The organism is Nostoc sp. CALU 546, from assembly GCF_048836525.1.
The window spans coordinates 159185-175764 of sequence record NZ_JAWJTF010000001.1; the positions used below are offsets into that span (position 1 = coordinate 159185).

16 protein-coding genes are annotated in these 16580 nt (G+C 42.4%); 9 read left to right on the forward strand and 7 right to left on the reverse strand.

The window, feature by feature from the left end:
• Positions 1-18 precede the first annotated feature (18 nt).
• Positions 19-276 carry a hypothetical protein gene (locus RRG12_RS00735; protein ID WP_069071571.1) on the forward strand — a complete coding sequence of 86 codons (258 nt, stop codon included), beginning with the start codon at positions 19-21 and terminating at the stop codon, positions 274-276.
• Entirely contained in the window at positions 266-691 is a 426-nt protein-coding gene (locus RRG12_RS00740) for a PIN domain-containing protein (protein WP_069071572.1), read from the forward strand. The genes RRG12_RS00735 and RRG12_RS00740 overlap by 11 nt, the downstream gene beginning before the upstream one ends.
• A gap of 175 nt (positions 692-866) precedes the next feature.
• Here RRG12_RS00740 and RRG12_RS00745 read toward each other — a convergent pair whose 3' ends face one another.
• Entirely contained in the window at positions 867-1763 is an 897-nt protein-coding gene (locus RRG12_RS00745) for an SPFH domain-containing protein (protein WP_420757997.1), read from the reverse strand.
• A gap of 384 nt (positions 1764-2147) precedes the next feature.
• Positions 2148-4196 carry an elongation factor G gene (locus tag RRG12_RS00750; RefSeq protein ID WP_420757998.1) on the reverse strand — a complete coding sequence of 683 codons (2049 nt, stop codon included), beginning with the start codon at positions 4194-4196 and terminating at the stop codon, positions 2148-2150.
• Positions 4197-4676: 480 nt separating this feature from the next.
• On the opposite strand from RRG12_RS00750, the gene RRG12_RS00755 reads away from it, so the two are divergent.
• The 3 genes from RRG12_RS00755 to RRG12_RS00765 all read left to right on the forward strand — a co-directional run bounded on the left by RRG12_RS00755 (position 4677) and on the right by RRG12_RS00765 (position 6789).
• Positions 4677-5600: a tetratricopeptide repeat protein gene (locus RRG12_RS00755; RefSeq protein WP_420757999.1), complete on the forward strand. Its 924-nt coding sequence runs from the start codon at positions 4677-4679 to the stop codon at positions 5598-5600.
• An 82-nt stretch (positions 5601-5682) separates the two neighbouring features.
• Positions 5683-6240, forward strand: a complete 558-nt coding sequence (locus tag RRG12_RS00760) for a phosphate-starvation-inducible PsiE family protein (RefSeq protein WP_420758000.1) — start codon at positions 5683-5685, stop codon at positions 6238-6240.
• Between the two features lie 303 nt (positions 6241-6543).
• The gene (locus tag RRG12_RS00765; RefSeq protein WP_069073686.1) at positions 6544-6789 is read left to right on the forward strand and encodes a hypothetical protein; all 246 of its coding nucleotides are present in this window, start codon (positions 6544-6546) and stop codon (positions 6787-6789) included.
• A 38-nt stretch (positions 6790-6827) separates the two neighbouring features.
• On the opposite strand, the gene RRG12_RS00770 is transcribed toward RRG12_RS00765, so the two are convergent.
• The 3 genes from RRG12_RS00770 to trpS all read right to left on the reverse strand — a co-directional run bounded on the left by RRG12_RS00770 (position 6828) and on the right by trpS (position 9776).
• Positions 6828-7664 carry an Rpn family recombination-promoting nuclease/putative transposase gene (locus RRG12_RS00770; protein ID WP_069073685.1) on the reverse strand — a complete coding sequence of 279 codons (837 nt, stop codon included), beginning with the start codon at positions 7662-7664 and terminating at the stop codon, positions 6828-6830.
• A gap of 122 nt (positions 7665-7786) precedes the next feature.
• Positions 7787-8707, reverse strand: a complete 921-nt coding sequence (locus RRG12_RS00775) for a methylenetetrahydrofolate reductase (RefSeq protein ID WP_069073684.1) — start codon at positions 8705-8707, stop codon at positions 7787-7789.
• A gap of 58 nt (positions 8708-8765) precedes the next feature.
• A complete protein-coding gene (gene trpS / locus RRG12_RS00780) occupies positions 8766-9776 on the reverse strand; it encodes a tryptophan--tRNA ligase (RefSeq protein WP_420758044.1) in 1011 nt (336 codons plus the stop codon).
• Between the two features lie 91 nt (positions 9777-9867).
• Here trpS and RRG12_RS00785 point away from each other — a divergent pair, with 91 nt between their 5' ends.
• From RRG12_RS00785 to RRG12_RS00795, 3 genes are all read left to right on the forward strand, one after another.
• The gene (locus tag RRG12_RS00785) at positions 9868-10017 is read left to right on the forward strand and encodes a hypothetical protein (RefSeq protein ID WP_420758001.1); all 150 of its coding nucleotides are present in this window, start codon (positions 9868-9870) and stop codon (positions 10015-10017) included.
• 447 nt (positions 10018-10464) lie between these two features.
• Positions 10465-10905, forward strand: a complete 441-nt coding sequence (locus tag RRG12_RS00790; RefSeq protein WP_176727102.1) for a hypothetical protein — start codon at positions 10465-10467, stop codon at positions 10903-10905.
• 542 nt (positions 10906-11447) lie between these two features.
• Positions 11448-13028 carry a B12-binding domain-containing radical SAM protein gene (locus tag RRG12_RS00795; protein WP_420758002.1) on the forward strand — a complete coding sequence of 527 codons (1581 nt, stop codon included), beginning with the start codon at positions 11448-11450 and terminating at the stop codon, positions 13026-13028.
• 157 nt (positions 13029-13185) lie between these two features.
• Here the strand turns inward: RRG12_RS00795 and RRG12_RS00800 are convergent, their stop codons facing one another.
• Positions 13186-14052 (reverse strand): calcium-binding protein, encoded by an 867-nt coding sequence (locus tag RRG12_RS00800; RefSeq protein ID WP_420758003.1) that lies wholly within the window; start codon positions 14050-14052, stop codon positions 13186-13188.
• A 192-nt stretch (positions 14053-14244) separates the two neighbouring features.
• On the reverse strand, positions 14245-15507 hold the full coding sequence (locus RRG12_RS00805; RefSeq protein ID WP_420758004.1) for a glycosyltransferase family 4 protein: 1263 nt from the start codon (positions 15505-15507) through the stop codon (positions 14245-14247).
• 277 nt (positions 15508-15784) lie between these two features.
• Between RRG12_RS00805 and RRG12_RS00810 the strand changes: the two genes are divergently transcribed.
• The gene (locus RRG12_RS00810; protein WP_069073027.1) at positions 15785-16543 is read left to right on the forward strand and encodes a DUF429 domain-containing protein; all 759 of its coding nucleotides are present in this window, start codon (positions 15785-15787) and stop codon (positions 16541-16543) included.
• The last annotated feature ends 37 nt before the right edge of the window (positions 16544-16580 follow it).

Below are 16580 nucleotides of genomic sequence, written 5' to 3' on the forward strand. Positions count from 1 at the left end.
TCATATAAAATTTAAATTGTGTCAAGTAAAATTCGCAAGCAAATTTATATTGAACCACGTCAAGAACATTTGCTAAAAGCGATCGCTCAACAGGCGGGTGTAAGTGAAGCAGAGATTATTCGCCAAGCTATTGATCTTCATCTTGGTGAAATAACTCCACCTCAAACTAATCTTGCAATGTGGGAAGCCGAAAGAGAATTTATTGAGCAAATCAAAACTCGACCTGCTCAACTTGGAGGTCGGGATTGGCAGCGTGAAGACCTTTATGAACGGTAGGGTTTTACTGGATACTAATATTCTCGTTTATATCTACGACCCACTAGATATAGTGAAACAGGAACGAGCAATCGCAATTACTGACCAATTGATTCGTTCTGGGAAGGCAGTAATTAGTACCCAGGTGTTGGGAGAGTTTTTTATGGCCACAACCAGGACTCGGCGATTGCTTTTAACTCCTGCTGAGGCGCTGGTGCGAATGCGTAACTATTTAGCTGCTTGCCATGTCGTTGATATTACACGGCTCATTTCCCTAGAAGCGATTCGCGGTGTGGAAACCCATTACTTCGGGTTTTGGGACGCGCAAATTTGGGCAACGGCGCGACTCAACCAAATTGAAGAAGTTTATACTGAGGACTTTGCATCAGGTGCGACGGTTGAGGGCGTGCGGTTTACGAATCCTTTTATAGATTAAAAAAGATTCCCGACTGCTCTCAGAAATCAAGAATCTCAGCCTTGGAGCGATGCCTACGGCGGTCATTGAGCGCAGCCGAAGTGCGAGCAAAGCCTACGCACCTCACTAGCAACCCCTACATAGTGTATATTCATAAAATTAGCATTATGTCAAGACATTGACCCGATGAAAAATTTTAGGGCTTTGAGGTTCCTGTTTCTGGCTGAATCATAATAGGCACTGCGCCTTTTTCCGAACCAATAATTACCAACTTAGAATTATTAGATTGAGCTAGCTTTTCTGTGGCTTCAATCGCTCGTAATTGTAGCACTTGGTTTGTAAGTCCACCTGAGAGAATTTTTTGGGAATCAGCTATACCTCGCGCTTCGATAAGCTTTCTTTCTGCCTCTTGACGCTCTTTCTCTAAAACAAATTTCATCTGCTGATTTTCTTGCTCTGTCTTGAGTTTGTTTTGAATTGCAGCTTGTAGAGTATCAGGCATTTTGATGTTTCGTAAAAGAGCTTCCTCAACGATGAAACCCAAAGCCGGTATTTCTTGGGTGAGTTGTTGGTCAATTTTTTGGGCAATTTCTTGGCGTTTGGTAGAGTAAATAGCATTGGCTGGGTAGTTTGCCGTGATAGCGCGGACAGTAGAGCGGAATCTGGAAATTACCAGTTGTGTTTCATCAGTTCCAATTGTTTTATAGACTGTAGCTGCCTTTTGCGGATCTAGCTTGTACTGAAGACTAACATCAAGATTTAGGCTCAAACCTTCTTGGGATGTCGCATCTATATTTTCCTTTATATCCTTAAGGCGAGTAGAAAAATTCAGCACCTTGCTAAAGGGATTCAGCAAGTGGACACCAGGATTAAGAGTAGTTTCAGGAACCTCACCAAATAAATTGACGACACCGACATTACCAGGTGGGACAATCACCAAAAACCTAGAAAAAGAATTCAGTACTGCAATACTGCCAATCAACATCATAATTGTGCGTATAGCTAAACGTGACCTTTCACCAGAGATGCTATGTGTATTGAGATAGACGAGAATTGCAATTAGGCTAGTGACAAGAGAGACTATAAAGCCCATGAGTTTTTTCTGTGTAGTTAAGACGAATATACTTAATCACATAATTCCCAAAGGCTTTTATAAAACTAATACCATTTCACACAAGTTATTAGGACTTACGCATTGACAGAAAATACCAAATATGGGTTCTTTGAAAAAGCACGTCTGTCGTAGGGGTTTAGCATTGCTAAACCCCTACAGATGACCATCGAAGAACGATTAATAAAAGGCTGAAACGACCCATTTTCGTATATGCATACCATGATTAAGTTGTACAGTGCGTAAGTCCTAGTTATTTACGAATCCTTTTACAGATTAAAAAAGATTCCCGACTTTTCTCAGAAGTCAGGAATCTCAGCCTTGGAGCATTGCCTACGCTACTCTAGATTAATTCCAAATCCAAAATTACTTACCGTTGCCGTTACCACCATTACCATTGCTGTGAATGACACGTTCAGCAAGCTTTTCAGGCACTTCTTGGAGATGATCATATTCCCAATGGAAGGAACCAACGCCCAAGGTGAGCGATCGCAGTTCTACAATAAAATTTTGCATCTCTGCTTGTGGCAAGTATGCAGAGACATTATCCCAGCCTTGCCAATCGTTTCTCCCCTCATAGCCTAAAATTTGCCCCCGTCTACCACTCAATAGTTGCAGCACTTTGGAGGTAAATTCGCTAGGAGTTGTCACTTCCACTCGCAGAATTGGTTCTAACAGCGTAGGTTCTGCTTGGGGTATCCCTGTTTGCATTGCCAATCGGGCAGCTTGTTTAAAGGCTTGTTCGGAACTGTCAACGTTGTGATACGAACCATTAGTCAGAGTTACCGCCACATCCACTATTGGGAAGCCCAAAGGCCCATGTGTCAGAAATTCCCGCACGCCCATTTCCACGCCAGGAATGTACTGTTTGGGAACCACGCCGCCGACAATGGTTTCATTAAAGTTAAAACCTGTACCGCGTGGTAAAGGCTTGATTTCAAGAAAAACATCACCAAACTGTCCGTGACCACCGCTTTGGTGTTTGTAGCGCCCATGAACTGAAGCCACTGTCTTACGAATGGTTTCTTTGTAAGGCACTTGCGGTAAATGAGTTGTCATCGGCAAGTTATATTTGCGGCGCAGTCTGTCTAGGGTGACTTGCAAATGAATTTCGCCTTGACCCCACAGGATTACTTCGTGAGTATCGCCATGTTGTTCCCAAGCAAGTGAGCAGTCTTCTTCTAATAACTTGGTAATAGCACTGCTGAGTTTAACTTCATCGTTGCGCTTTTCTGGTGTAATAGCGAGGGCATACACAGGTTCCAACTGTACAGCTTTAGGCAATTCTATTGCAGATTGCTGTTCTGTAGAGATTGTATCGCCTGTTTTGATTCCTTCTAAACGGCTCAATGCGACAATTTCACCAGCACTAACTTGGTTAACTATCTGCTGCTGTTGTCCCATGAGGCGGTAAATTCCACCAGTGCGAATGCCATTGAGGACAATACCATCAGTTAATTTGCCTCGCCAAACACGCACGAGAGAGAGTTTACCACCTTGGGGAGTGTAGTAAGTTTTTAATACCTGCGCTAAAGGTGTATCACCTTTGATGTTTTTTAAACGACGTTCTGCTGTGGTTTCTGGTTCGGGGGCTTCCCGTAACAAGGCTTCTAATAGAGGTCTAACACCATAATCTTGTTCTGCTACACCAAAGAAAACGGGCACTACTAAATCTGCCCCTAATTCCATTTTTAAATCTTTGAGAATTTCCTCTTGGGGTGGTTCAATGTCTTCTAAAAGTTCTTCGAGTAAATGGTCGTCAAAATTTGCTAAGGCTTCGAGCATTTCTGCCCGTGTTATGTGTTCTTCTTCTTTTAAACTTTCGGGAAAAGGGATGGGGTCAGCAGGTGCGCCTGGATGATATTGATATGCCTGTTCGCTCACCATATCAATAAAGCCGGTGAGTTGTTCCCCGTTCATGATGGGATATTGATGCGCTACCAGGGGACGGCTAGATACTGCTTTTAGGGCGTGCAACGTTTCCAAAACGTGAATATTTGCCCGATCCATTTTGTTGACGAAGACGAGGTGGGGAATTTCCCAATCGTCGAGGAATTTAAATAGAGGGGCGAGGGTGAGGACTCGTTCGCGGATGGGTTCGCAAACTACAATTGCTGCATCGACTCCGATTAAAGCATTGTACGTTTCTTGGGCAAATTCTACGCTTCCCGGACAGTCAATAAAAGTGAAGCGAATGCCGTTATACTCAGTGCTAGCAGCGCTGACTTCTACACTCATGTGGCGATCGCGCGACTCGGCAGCACTATCTCCCACTGTATTGCTGTCCTTAACATTGCCTTTGCGGGAAATTGCCCCTGTGACAAATAACAAGCTTTCTAGTAAAGTGGTTTTTCCACTTAAATAAGGCCCGACAATTGCAACATTCCGCGAACCCGATTTTACTTTTTCGTTCATAAAACCTCCCTTGCGGTAAGTTTTTCCTAACCGCATGATTCCGTATATATGAAGGGTTAAAGAAGAATCCAGCTATTCTGAATTCGGGATTCCGAGTCAAGACAGTAGCGAGTCCGCAATCGTCTTCAACTGATTTCTTCATTCACTAGCCGTACAGAATTCATTCTGAATTCTGTACGGCAGTTGCTCATGGGGGAAACCCCCTTGGCGCTAGCCTCTCCCTTTGGGAGAAGACCGCACTGCCTCCTCCTGACTCCTGAATTCTATTTGATAAAAAAATGGTTCTCTGGAGTCAAAATTACCCCTTCTTTAATTTGTTATTATCCTCTCTTTAATCGAAAGTTAAAAAAATTGTAGCCTGTCGTAAGATTTAGCTTAAGAAAAGTTAATTATCACAAACTTTTATGCCAAATTAAAAACTTTTGTAAAAAACTTTTGATGAAGTAAAGTTAACTGAAATTGTTGCGAGTCAGAAAATCAATGGCATTATCATTCTTTAAATATCGCATAGCAGGGTTAGTAAGTTTAACTTTGCTGATTGTTAGTATTTCCTCCCCCTCTCTTGCTCTATCTTCTCCTATCGCCTTAAAGGTGGCACAATCTAACCCTAAAAGTGCTGTAGACTGGTTAAACCAAGGTTTACAGGCAATTCAGGCGGGAAGGGTACAAGATGCGATCGCAGCCTTTAAACAAGCAACCCAGTTAGATCCGGCATTAGCACCAGCGCACTATAATTTAGGGCTAGCATTCAGACAAACGGGACAATTACAACCCTCTGCGGATGCATTTTATCGAGCGACGCAAGCCGATCCTAAGTTTGCTCCAGCTTTTGCCAATTTGGGCGGTGCATTGTTAGAAGGTAATAATTTACAGTTAGCTAACGATTACTTGCAACGCGCCGTAGAACTTGATCCCAAACTAGGATTTGCCCACTATAACTTAGGGTTGGTACAAGAACAGCAACGAGATTGTGACCGAGCGATCGCATCTTTTAGAAAAGCCATAGAATATAGCAAAAATGCACCAGAACCTCCTTACCATCTGGGGATGTGTTATCTCCAACAAGGCAAACTCGATCAAGCAAGAGATGCCTTTAATCAGGCAGTAAAAATTAATCCGAAGTATCCAGAAGCTTATTACAATCTCGGCTCAATTTGGTTTCAGCAACGCAAATTACAAGAGGCGTTAGAGGCTTTTAGAAAATCAGCCGAAGCTAACTCTAACTATCCCAATGCTTATTATGGTGCTGGGTTAGTTTTTATGCAGTTACAGCAATATGGAGATGCAGTACAAGTATTGCAATTTGCTAGAGATTTATACAATGCTCAGGGAAATCCCCAATGGGCGAAAAATGCCGAGCAATTGTTGCAACAAGCACAAAATTTAAATTACCAACCTCGCTGAGGCGCAACAGCTTAATATTGCATAACATAAAAGTATTGGGTTGACTCGCTGGTGTTGTCTGAACTTATCCCGATTGGAATGAATGTACATGCAAAAGCGCCAGAAAAGTCGATTTTTATTTAGCGATCGCTGGCTTGATCGGCAATCAATTGTTCGCAACATGGAAGCCTTTCAAGACTTAATTGTGATTGTTTTGTGTTTGGGTTTGTTTGCCGTCATGCTGATCCAATTGTGGGGGTTACTTATGGCCCTCATGCAGCCACTAGATTATAAATATGTGACTGCAAAAATACTATTTGTGTTGATTTTAGTCGAGTTATTCCGACTATTAATGGTCTACTTGCAAGAACATAGTATCTCTGTAGGAGTAGCAGTTGAGGTAACGATTGTATCTCTACTGCGAGAGGTAGTAGTTCACGGAGCGCTGGAAATTTCTTGGGTTAATACGCTGGCAATTTGTGGTTTGTTATTTGTTCTGGGTGGACTACTTGTGGTGTGTGCTAAAACGCCACACATGGATTGTATGAGTGCTAACACTAAGTTTTGTCCGGTTGTGTATAGAGGAGGTAGGGAACGGCAAAATGATGAGTTTGAATTCGAGTACTCACGTCAATGTGATGAGAAGCAACCGCTTGGATAAATTGTTATGAAATTAGAGAGTGGGGGAGATGAGGTTGAATTTTCTCCCTTGTCTGTCCTATCTCCTGACGTATTTATAGAGTGACGGCTATTAATTACGAATTACGTTAGCGAGTATTCGTTCGCGTAGCGTCTGTCTACGACACGCTGCGCGAACGTAGAGAGCGTCATTACGAATTACGAATTTACTAACCTACCCTCGTAAGGTACTTCCGACGTATTGAAATATACTCTTTTTGGAAGATGAATCGCTCTTTAAGGGTAAGTATAAAGTTAATTAGAAATCCTAAAAGAGGTTCAAACAATGGCTAAAAATACAGGTAACGGACAGTCTCAAGAACCAATTAGCAACTTGGAGTACGATTTTGTCACCGTGTTGCACAACAAGGCAGAAGCCGTCAAAGCTTATGATATTTACATCAAAGATGCACAACAAGTAGGTTCTCAGCCTTGTGTAGAGTTGTTCCAAAAATTGCGGCAATCTGATCTTGAGCAAGCACAAGAGGTTCGCCGCCATCTACAAGAAGTGATGCAACACGGTAAGATGTAACCCAGGTTTGAAGTGCGATCGCAAGTAGCACCCAGAATCTAGCCAGACGAATTCTGGGTTGCTTCCTGTACTTGTGCCACCGTTAAATCGAGAGCCACCGCCACTTGCTCTACACTCAATCCCAATGCCAACAACCGGGGAATAGCTTCTAACTTAGCTTGCTGCTTACCTTGTTGGCGACCTTCTTGGCGACCTTGTTGGCGACCTTCTTCTAAGCCGTCTTCCTTGATTGATTGATACATCCTTGTTTTTTTGAATTCGTCATCTATACCCAACATTTCTGCTAACTCCTCTCGGCTTAACCGGGTAAATTTGTACAACAGAATAGTCTCTATCAATTCTACAATTTGCTTCCTGGTAGATTCATCTGCCAGTTGTTGCCTAGCCTGTAAAATCAATTCTCTACCTTTGTCAATGGCTGTCTCTTCTTTTTCGATAATTAATTTAACGATCGCAACTTGCAGTGAGTTCTCCCCCGTATCTAATTCATCTAGATAAATGCGTTGCACTTGTGAACTGTCTAGAAGCAACTCATACGGTAAGCGATCGCTTGGATCTAAACTCCTTTGGGGATAGATAACCACAGCACGCCAAAAATTGACTGATTCGTTTTGACGAAAGTAAGTGAAGATTTCAGCAAAGAAGCGTCTATAAAAAGTTGAGTCTAATTGAAACTGGACTTCAACAAAGTAAAGTGGCTGGTTTGTAGTTTCACTTGTGGGGATAAATACCCCATCAATCCTAAAAGCATTTTCTTTTACTTCAACTGAAACAAATTTATAGGCGTTTACATCAACAGTATTATCGCCAACTATTGCAAAAAAGATGCTAGGAAAAGCTTGAAATAAGCTATAAAATATTTTGTCAGTTTTCACCTGGATTTAGTGAAGCAAAAATTGGATATTGAAAGTCTATCAAAAATCGTGTAGACGCGTCTGATTCAGGATTAAAAAAGCAGATGGAACCATCTGCTTTCATAAAAGATTTATTATCTTATTTACTTAGATACCAACTGATTAACTGGAGCAACCCCAGCCAAATCTAAAATTGGCGCGATCGCATCTTCGCGTTTCACCGCCATCATGTGTACACCCTGACACAATTGCCGCGCTATCTGCACTTGCTCGGCGGCAATTTTTATCCCTTCCTCAAAAGGGTCTTTGGCTTTTGCCAATCTATCAATAATATGTTGGGGAATATTTACACCCGGAACACATCTATTAATAAACTGGGCATTTTTTGCCGATTTCAACAGAAAAATTCCTGCCAAAATTGGTTTTTTATAACCAGCGGCAATGGTATCCATAAACTTTTCTAGCCGCTCAAAATCTGTAATCAACTGACTTTGAAAAAACTGCGCTCCAGCTTCAATTTTGCGTTCAAATCGACTTTGCAAACCTGACCAACTCTTACATTGCGGATCTACTGCTGCGCCAACAAATAAATCTAGCGCTCCATCAGTCAAGGGTTTCTCATTGCAATCAACGCCTTGATTCATCTTCCGAATCAGTTGCAGCAGTCGCACAGCTTCTAAATCAAACACCGCTTTGGCATCTGGATGATCACCTGCTTTTACTGGGTCGCCAGTCAAAGCTAAAATGTTATGTATGCCCAAAGCATGAGCGCCCATCAAATCAGCTTGTAAACCGATGCGGTTGCGATCGCGGCAAGCAATTTGACAAATCGGCTCTATACCGTTTTGTGACAAAATCACTGACGCCATTAACGAAGACATCCGTAATACTGCGCGGCTACCATCAGTAACATTGACAGCATGAACCCTTCCCTTAAGAGTCGCCGCCATTTGAATCATGTGCGCTGGATCTCCCCCTTTCGGTGGCGCTACCTCGGCGGTAACTAGAAATTCACCTGCTTGTACAGCTCTGCGAAAGGCTGTGTGGCTATGGGTGTGATGCATAAAATTAAGACTTTCAATTTCTTAAATGGTATAGCAAATCACACCTAAAAGGGAAAACTTAGAGAGGAAGAGAGTAGCCTAAAGCAGCTTTTACTTGTGATAAAGTTTGATTTGCGATCGCTCTAGCTTTTTCCCCTCCATCCCGCAACACAGACTCTAAATAGCTTTTATCCGCCGTTACCGCCTGATATTTTTCTTGGATTGGTTTGAGAGACTCAATAATTGTGTCCGTCAACAATGGCTTGAATTGTCCCCAGCCCATATCCTGACACTCAACTGCAACATCTTCCTTCGTTTTACCAGAAAGCAATGTATACAGGGTTAACAAATTATTACACTCTGGACGCGCTGGATCGTCAAAAGTCAGTCCCCGAATCGGATCAGTTTTACAACGCTTAATCTTGTATTGAATCTGTTCTGGTGAATCTAGCAAACTTATCCAGCTTAACTCTGAAGGATCGGACTTTGACATTTTGCGTGTACCGTCCGCCAAACTCATTATCCTTGCCCCTTCCTTGCGAATCAAAGGGTCTGGTAACTTCAGAACTGGTTGATCTGGTTTACCAAATTGATGATTTAACCGAGCTGCAATATCCCGTGTCAATTCCAAATGTTGCTTTTGGTCTTCACCCACTGGCACTTTATCCGCTTGGTAAAGCAAAATATCCGCTGCCATCAGCACAGGATAATCCAATAAGCCGACACTGACATTTTCTCCCTGCTTGACGGCCTTTTCCTTGAACTGAATCATGTCTTGCAGCCAGTTTAGAGGTGTAATGCAGTTGAGCAACCAGGTGAGTTCACTGTGGGCCGAAACGTGGGATTGTACAAAGATGGTAGAGTGATTTAAATCAAGACCACAAGCTAGATAGAGAGCAACAAGGGTGTAGGTATCAGTTGCCAACTGTGTTGGTTTGTGTGGCACTGTAATTGCGTGCAAATCAGCCACAAAAAGGTAATTTTCGTATTCGCTCTGACCTTCTACCCAGTTGCGAATGGCTCCCAAGTAGTTACCTAGATGGTAATTGCCGGTTGGTTGAATTCCAGAAAGAACACGTTGCTTGCCCATAAATTCCAACTTAATTATCTCAAATCCGCGTTGTGTAAAGTGGCGATGTCTGGCGACAAGTCGCTTGCGCCTACGCAAAACTCATTTAATTTTGACATTTTCCAGGGCAACTCGCCGAGAGATTTTAACTCAACTCCGATTGCTATGGAAACTCTTCACCAAGGAAAACGACCTGACTTTTCACGGCATCTGGAAAACCTCTGTTCTAAAAGGCTACGGTGTACACACAAGTCTGAAATAGCTGATTAACCAAGGTTTTACCCCACCCTAGCCCTCTTTCAAGGGTAGGGGTTTAAGAAAGAGGGAGAAAAGCAGGTAAAATACACAACTGTTGTCAGACCGCAAAAATATGCAAGTCAGATGCGGTGAAGAATGTCAGGGTGTGGGGGGAAAATGCTTTTAGGAAAAAGCGAGGAATTAAGGCAATGGACGAGGAAAGTCATAGAAAAGATGCCGCATCTGTCTAAGTCGCAAGCATTGATACTAGCAATGTGGAGTTTTGGGATAGTGATGACCCAATCTTGCGGACTGACAACAGTATCAGTATTCTTAGCAGAGCTATTGGGAAAAAAGGAAAATACAGTCCGAAGTTGGTCAGTTTTTCTCTGGCTTAGTTACCTGTTTCAAGACTAACTCTCTCAAATGTACTTTATTAGCTCGCCATGACGCGGGTTACACTGACCCCTGGTTGATTCTCACCGATTTACCACCTGACGTTGCGGATGCTTGCTGGTATTCTATGCGCTGTTGGATTGAGTGTCTTTTTAAAGATGGTAAACGCGGCGGTTTTTGTTGGCATTGCACCAAGATTACTCACCCCAGACGCGCCGAGAGACATTGGTTAGCGATGGCTGTTGCTACTCTGTGGCAAGTCAGCGTTGGTGGAGAAGTTGATGCCAATCTACCGATTAGTAGTTTAGATGACTTACCACCAACTCATGTGGCACGACGCAATTTTAAAAATAGTGTCCTCCATCGTTGCTTGAGTTGTTTTCGTCGTGGATTTTTAGTCATTAAGGCCGCTGTTCTCAATCGCCTGCCATTACCTCAAGGTAGTTTTTTTCCTGAGCCTTGGCCCACTTCCCCTCCACAACTTCATGTGTCTCAAATCACTCTCTCTACTGCCTGATTTTTAAACCCCTACCCTTGAAAGACCCTAGCCCTCCCCTTGCAAAGGGGAGGGAACAAGATTTTCCGGTTTCCCCCCTTGCAAAGGGGGGAAATATCCGGTTCTCCCCCTTTGCAAGGGGGAGTTAGAGGGGGTAATTCGACTTGTGTATACACCGTAGCCCCAATGCATCGGGGAGGGTTAGGGTGGGGTAAAACTGACGCGAAAACCAGGTGAGTAAACTATTTCAGACTTGTGTGTACACCGTAGCTCCTAAAAGGAGAGAGACTTTGAATTTTTCCCCCTTCCCGAAGCAGGAAGGGGGTTAGGTCTATTGGCATAGCAGTACCTCGCCGGATTGAAAATGGCTACATTACAACGGCGGTAATGCTGTCAACTGACTAAAAAATCACCTTTGCAAATCCAAATGTCTATCTGAAGACAGATAGAGAAAGAATAGGGGTAGTGGGATCGTAGCATCATCTCTGCAATGATCATCCAAAACACGGATTTATCAAAAGTAAAAAATCTTTCAACCAAAATTTAATTAGAGGACTACAGCAATGAAAGTACTCTTACTTTACCCCCGCTTTCCCAAAACCTTTTGGTCTTACGACGAATTCATGAAAATGGCGGGACTTAAAGCATTTATTCCACCGCTAGGGATTCTGACTGTTGCCGCTATGCTACCAACAGATTGGGAAGTTCGGTTTTACGATCGCAATGTTAACCAAGAAACGGATGCTGATTGGCAATGGTGCGACATGGTGATTCTTTCTGCGATGCTTGCACAGAAAGAAGACTTTCTTGCCCAAATTCACAAAGCAGCGCAACTAGGGAAAAAAGTTGCTGTAGGTGGCCCTTATCCAACCTCGGTGCCAGAACCGGCTCAAAAAGCAGGAGCTAACTATTTGATTTTAGATGAAGGAGAGATTACAGTTCCGCAATTTTTAGATGCGATCGCTAAAGGTGAAGAACAAGGAACCTTTCGCGCTCTTGAAAAACCAGATGTAACCCAAAGCCCCATCCCTCGCTTTGATTTACTCCAGCGAGATGATTACTTAATGATGGCAATCCAGTTTTCTCGCGGTTGTCCTTTTGAATGCGAATTCTGTGACATCATCAATTTATACGGTCGCAAACCACGTACCAAAGAACCCAGTCAAACTCTAGCAGAACTCCAAACCCTTTATGACTTAGGCTGGCGTGGATCTCTGTTCGTAGTGGATGATAACTTCATTGGCAATAAACGCAATGTGAAACGCCTCTTACAAGAGTTAATTCCGTGGATGCAGGAACGCAATTATCCCTTCACCTTCCTGACAGAAGCTTCCGTCAACCTAGCAGAAGATACTGAGCTATTAGAACTAATGGCTAAAGCTGGTTTCTATGCAGTCTTTTTGGGTATTGAAACACCAGATCAAGACAGCCTGCAAGTCACTCGCAAGTTTCAAAATACCCGCAATCCCCTGTTAGAAGCCTGTCGTACCATCAATCAAGCTGGATTGTTAATCTATGCAGGATTTATCATTGGTTTTGATGGAGAAAAGGCTGGCGCAGGGGAGCGAATTCAAGCTTTTATTGAAGAAACCAGCATTCCTCAACCGATGCTAGGTATACTGCAAGCTATTCCCAATACTGCCCTCTGGGAAAGACTAAAACGAGAGGAGCGATTATTAGAAGGATTTGGAGGTACGGAGGTGGGGGATCAGAATTCCTTAATGAATTTTGTTCCTACCCGTCCGATAGCTGAAGTTGCTAAAGAATATTTAGAGGCAATTTGGACAATGTACGAACCCAAAAACTATCTCCGACGTTGTTTTGAACAATGCCTGAAGATTACACCTAATCCCCAACTACAGCAGACGATGTATTTTCCTCCTGGCAAAGGACTGCGACTACTTGCACAATTACTTTGGCGACAAGGCTGGCAACGGCAGGAAATTCGGGGTCAATTTTGGCAACAGCTTTGGGCTATTCTCCGTACCAAGCCGCAATTTGTGAATATGTATTTGGGTTTATGTGCTGCTGGGGAGCATTTTTGGGAATACCGCCTTTTAGCCAGAGAGCGGATTACTGAGCAGTTAGGATTTGATCCGCTAACCACGCCTACCCCTGTTGAAAAACCATTAGTCACAATTTAAGATTATACCAATTTGAAAAAATAATGCGGCAAATTGTCTATTTGTAGAGACGCGATTCATCGCGTCTTTTAATTGAATGTCGAGCGATCGCTATTTATAAAAATAAATTAGCGATCGCATTAATTTTGCTCACAAAAACCAAACTCTTAAATTCGATTTACCTTTCAACCAAACCCACCTTTCCTCCAATTAACCCCAGAAATCCTGTTCCAAAGTGCTGAATCTCCAAAAAGCTTGCTTGTTCTGCGGAAGTTTTATAAATTCGGAATGTCTTCATAATTCCTAAAGTAGCAGCACTTTCTAAAGGCCCAACAAAGCTAATATCCCGGTCAAGAAAATAGGTTTGATTAGCCCAGTAAGTCATTTGATTTGCATTTAAAAAGTAGCAGCCTGCGTGAGGATTGAGGGCGCGACGAAAGGTAATTGGTGCATTCATAATTGCACCATTGAGTTCCTGTTGCTCTTGCACATTTTGAAAAGGAGCAGTTACTCGTAAAGCTAAATCCCCATCAATGTAAGCTTTGTTAACCAAACCGTGGGGGGAGACTTCATAACGATTTGGCTGGAGCAAATTTAAATCACCCGCTTGTTGGGTAAACCAATTTAATTTTATAAAAAACCAAGGGTCATGGATAATTAGATCATCTTCAAGAAAGCAGTAGTAATCATACTGACCGAGGCAACTTTGCAGAACAGCTTGGCATTCAAACCCTAAAAGCAGAGGTTCTACATTAGTAGAATGATGCTTATATAAATGGGATGGTAAGGGAAGCTGATTAAGAAGATGATTATCTTTAGTTGTACAAATAACAATATCTAGTTCGTGAGACTGCGGTTGGTTAGCAGGAAAAGCTAGTCGTTGAGCAATGTTAATGATACTTTGAGATTTGCCAAATAATTGGTGTAAAGCGCTAAGGCTTTTAGTTAACGCTTGCAAACGCGGTTGCGGGTCTTTATGTTGAGAAGCATGACGACCCTCACTGCTAGGTTTGAAAAAATGGGCAATAGTAAAAATAATTCGCATTTTAAATATCACTTTTGTATTTATTTGTCATTTGTCATTGGTCATTTGTTATTTGTTATTTGTCATTTGTGAGTGAGCAATAACTAATAATTAATATATTTCTTGCAGAAGCGTTGTTTTCAGGTTTTTATTCACACTGTTACTTGAAATTAAAAATATTTATGCAAATGACCAATGACCAATGACTAATGACTAATGACTCCTACCAAACCCTTTAGAACTTGGACGCTTTTTCAAACTCTCAGAACTTTTACCAGCGAACATCCATTGCAAATGCTGTGGTAACAGTTTCGCTAAATCATAACGCTTCAGAATTGTTGCTCGTGCATTCGCCCGAATTGCATTCATCTCTTGAGGATGATTCAGCGCCTCTTCAACCCTATTAGCAATATCTTGAGGAGAAAAGAAATCTACCAGCAATCCATTTACCCCATCCTGTACGACTTCCAATACTGGCTGAGTCTTAGAAGCTACTAGTAAACATCCTGCTGCCATTACTTCCAACATTGACCAGGATAAAACAAAAGGACGGGTTAGATAAATATGAGCAGAAGAAGCTTGCAAAACTTGAAGGTACTCATTATAAGGAAGCCTATCTGTAAAGTGCAGTCTCGATAAATCTAAAGATAATTTTTCCAACATTAATTGTTTGTAAGTCTGACCATCGGGGAGATTCTTCCCATAAGCCACCCGATCTTCTCCCACAACTACTACGTGGCATTTCGGCCTTCGCTGTTGAAGTAGCGCCACCGTTTCCATAAACTGCGGAAAACCTCTATAAGGTTCCATCCCTCTTCCTACATAAGTTACCAACTCTTCCACATGAGAAAGGTCAAGATTGATTCTTGGTAAAACTAACTTTGCACCTGGTTTGGGAACAAAATAATTGGTATCAACACCATCATGAATTACAGTGAGTTTGCTATGATATTCTTTGGGAAACTGCTGCCGTTGCCAATTCGTCGGAGAAAGCCCGCGATCGCAACTGTATAAATCAGTTAAAATCGGCGTATTTTTTACGCGGATACGACATTCATCATCAGCATTCAGTGGTTCATTGGGATCAAAATCAGCATCCGAACCGTGAGCATGGTAAAACCACTCGAAATAACATAATAATTCTGCTTTCGGGAAAATATCTTTCATAAATAAAGTTGGCCCCCAACCAGAATGACCATAAACTATATCTGGAACGAAACCCTCAGCTTTTAATTTTTCTGTTACGCGATAGACAGCCTGAGCAGTCAAAACAGCGTTTTCCAGGCTGCGAACGTAATGATGGGTTTGGGGAGCCGCTTCACGAGAAGGAGTGTAAATAGCTTTATAAACGCCAGGTATTTCCCCTTCACGACGATTTGTCCCAAAGACAACTTGGTGATTAGGATCTTTACCTAAAACTATCGCTAGATTGCGAAATTGTGAGGGAAAATTGGGATGCAAAAATAAAATTTTCATTGGAATAATCTTGATTAATTTATCGAACAGAATTCAGCAGTCAGGAGTCAGAATTCAGAATGAATTTTGTATGACTCGCTAACGCTTTGCTATCAGTCGCGGGTCTGAATCCCCGACTGATTTATTCTGACTTCTGAATTCTTCTTCAGTACCAGATAAAATAAATTAAGACAAGCTGTTTAAGATTATAAGATTATTTATCACTATTTTTAGCAAGTAAATTTAGGTAAATGGTTGCCCGAAAATGCGAAAATAATCGCAAATTCGTGTTATGACCATGAAATTTATTGGCATTGATTTAGGCTGGCGATCGCAACCAAGTGGACTATGCTGTTTAGAATGGGTAGATGGACAACTACAACTACTCGATCTAGACCGCAAAGAAGCCATTGCAGACATCCTCACCTGGATCGACCAAAGTGTACAACCAGAGGAACCAGCCATCATCGCCGTAGATGCACCTACCCTCATACCCAACGCTACCGGGAGTCGCCTCCCCGATAAACTTAGCCACAAATACTTTGGTAAATATCATGCGGGATGCTACCCAGCTAATCAAAACTTACCCTTTGCAGAGCGCACCATCAACTTTGGCTTAGAATTAGAATCACGCGGTTTTGCACACGCACCCACCATTGAACCGCAAAAACTCAGCAGATATCAAATAGAAGTCTTTCCCCACCCAGCAATCGTTAACCTATTCAACTTAGAACGCATCCTTAAATATAAAAAAGGACGGCTTAATGAGCGTCGCCTAGAACTAATTAAACTCCAAAATTATCTCCTCAATATCCTCCCCTCCTTCTCTCCTCCTCTGCGCCTCTGCGGTAGCCTACGGCAAGCCGCTGGTGCGTCTACGTTTACTTCCGAAATTCCTACCACAGGCTTGGCTCTCAAAGCAACTGAAGATAAGCTAGATAGTTTAATTTGCGCTTATGTTGCTGCATACTGGTGGTATTGGGGAGAACAGCGTAATCTCGTATTAGGCGATCGCACCACTGGCTACATTATCATCCCTCAGAGAATATTATCCTAAAATTGTAATATCTTAAGATTTAACTCAAGGAGTTTTT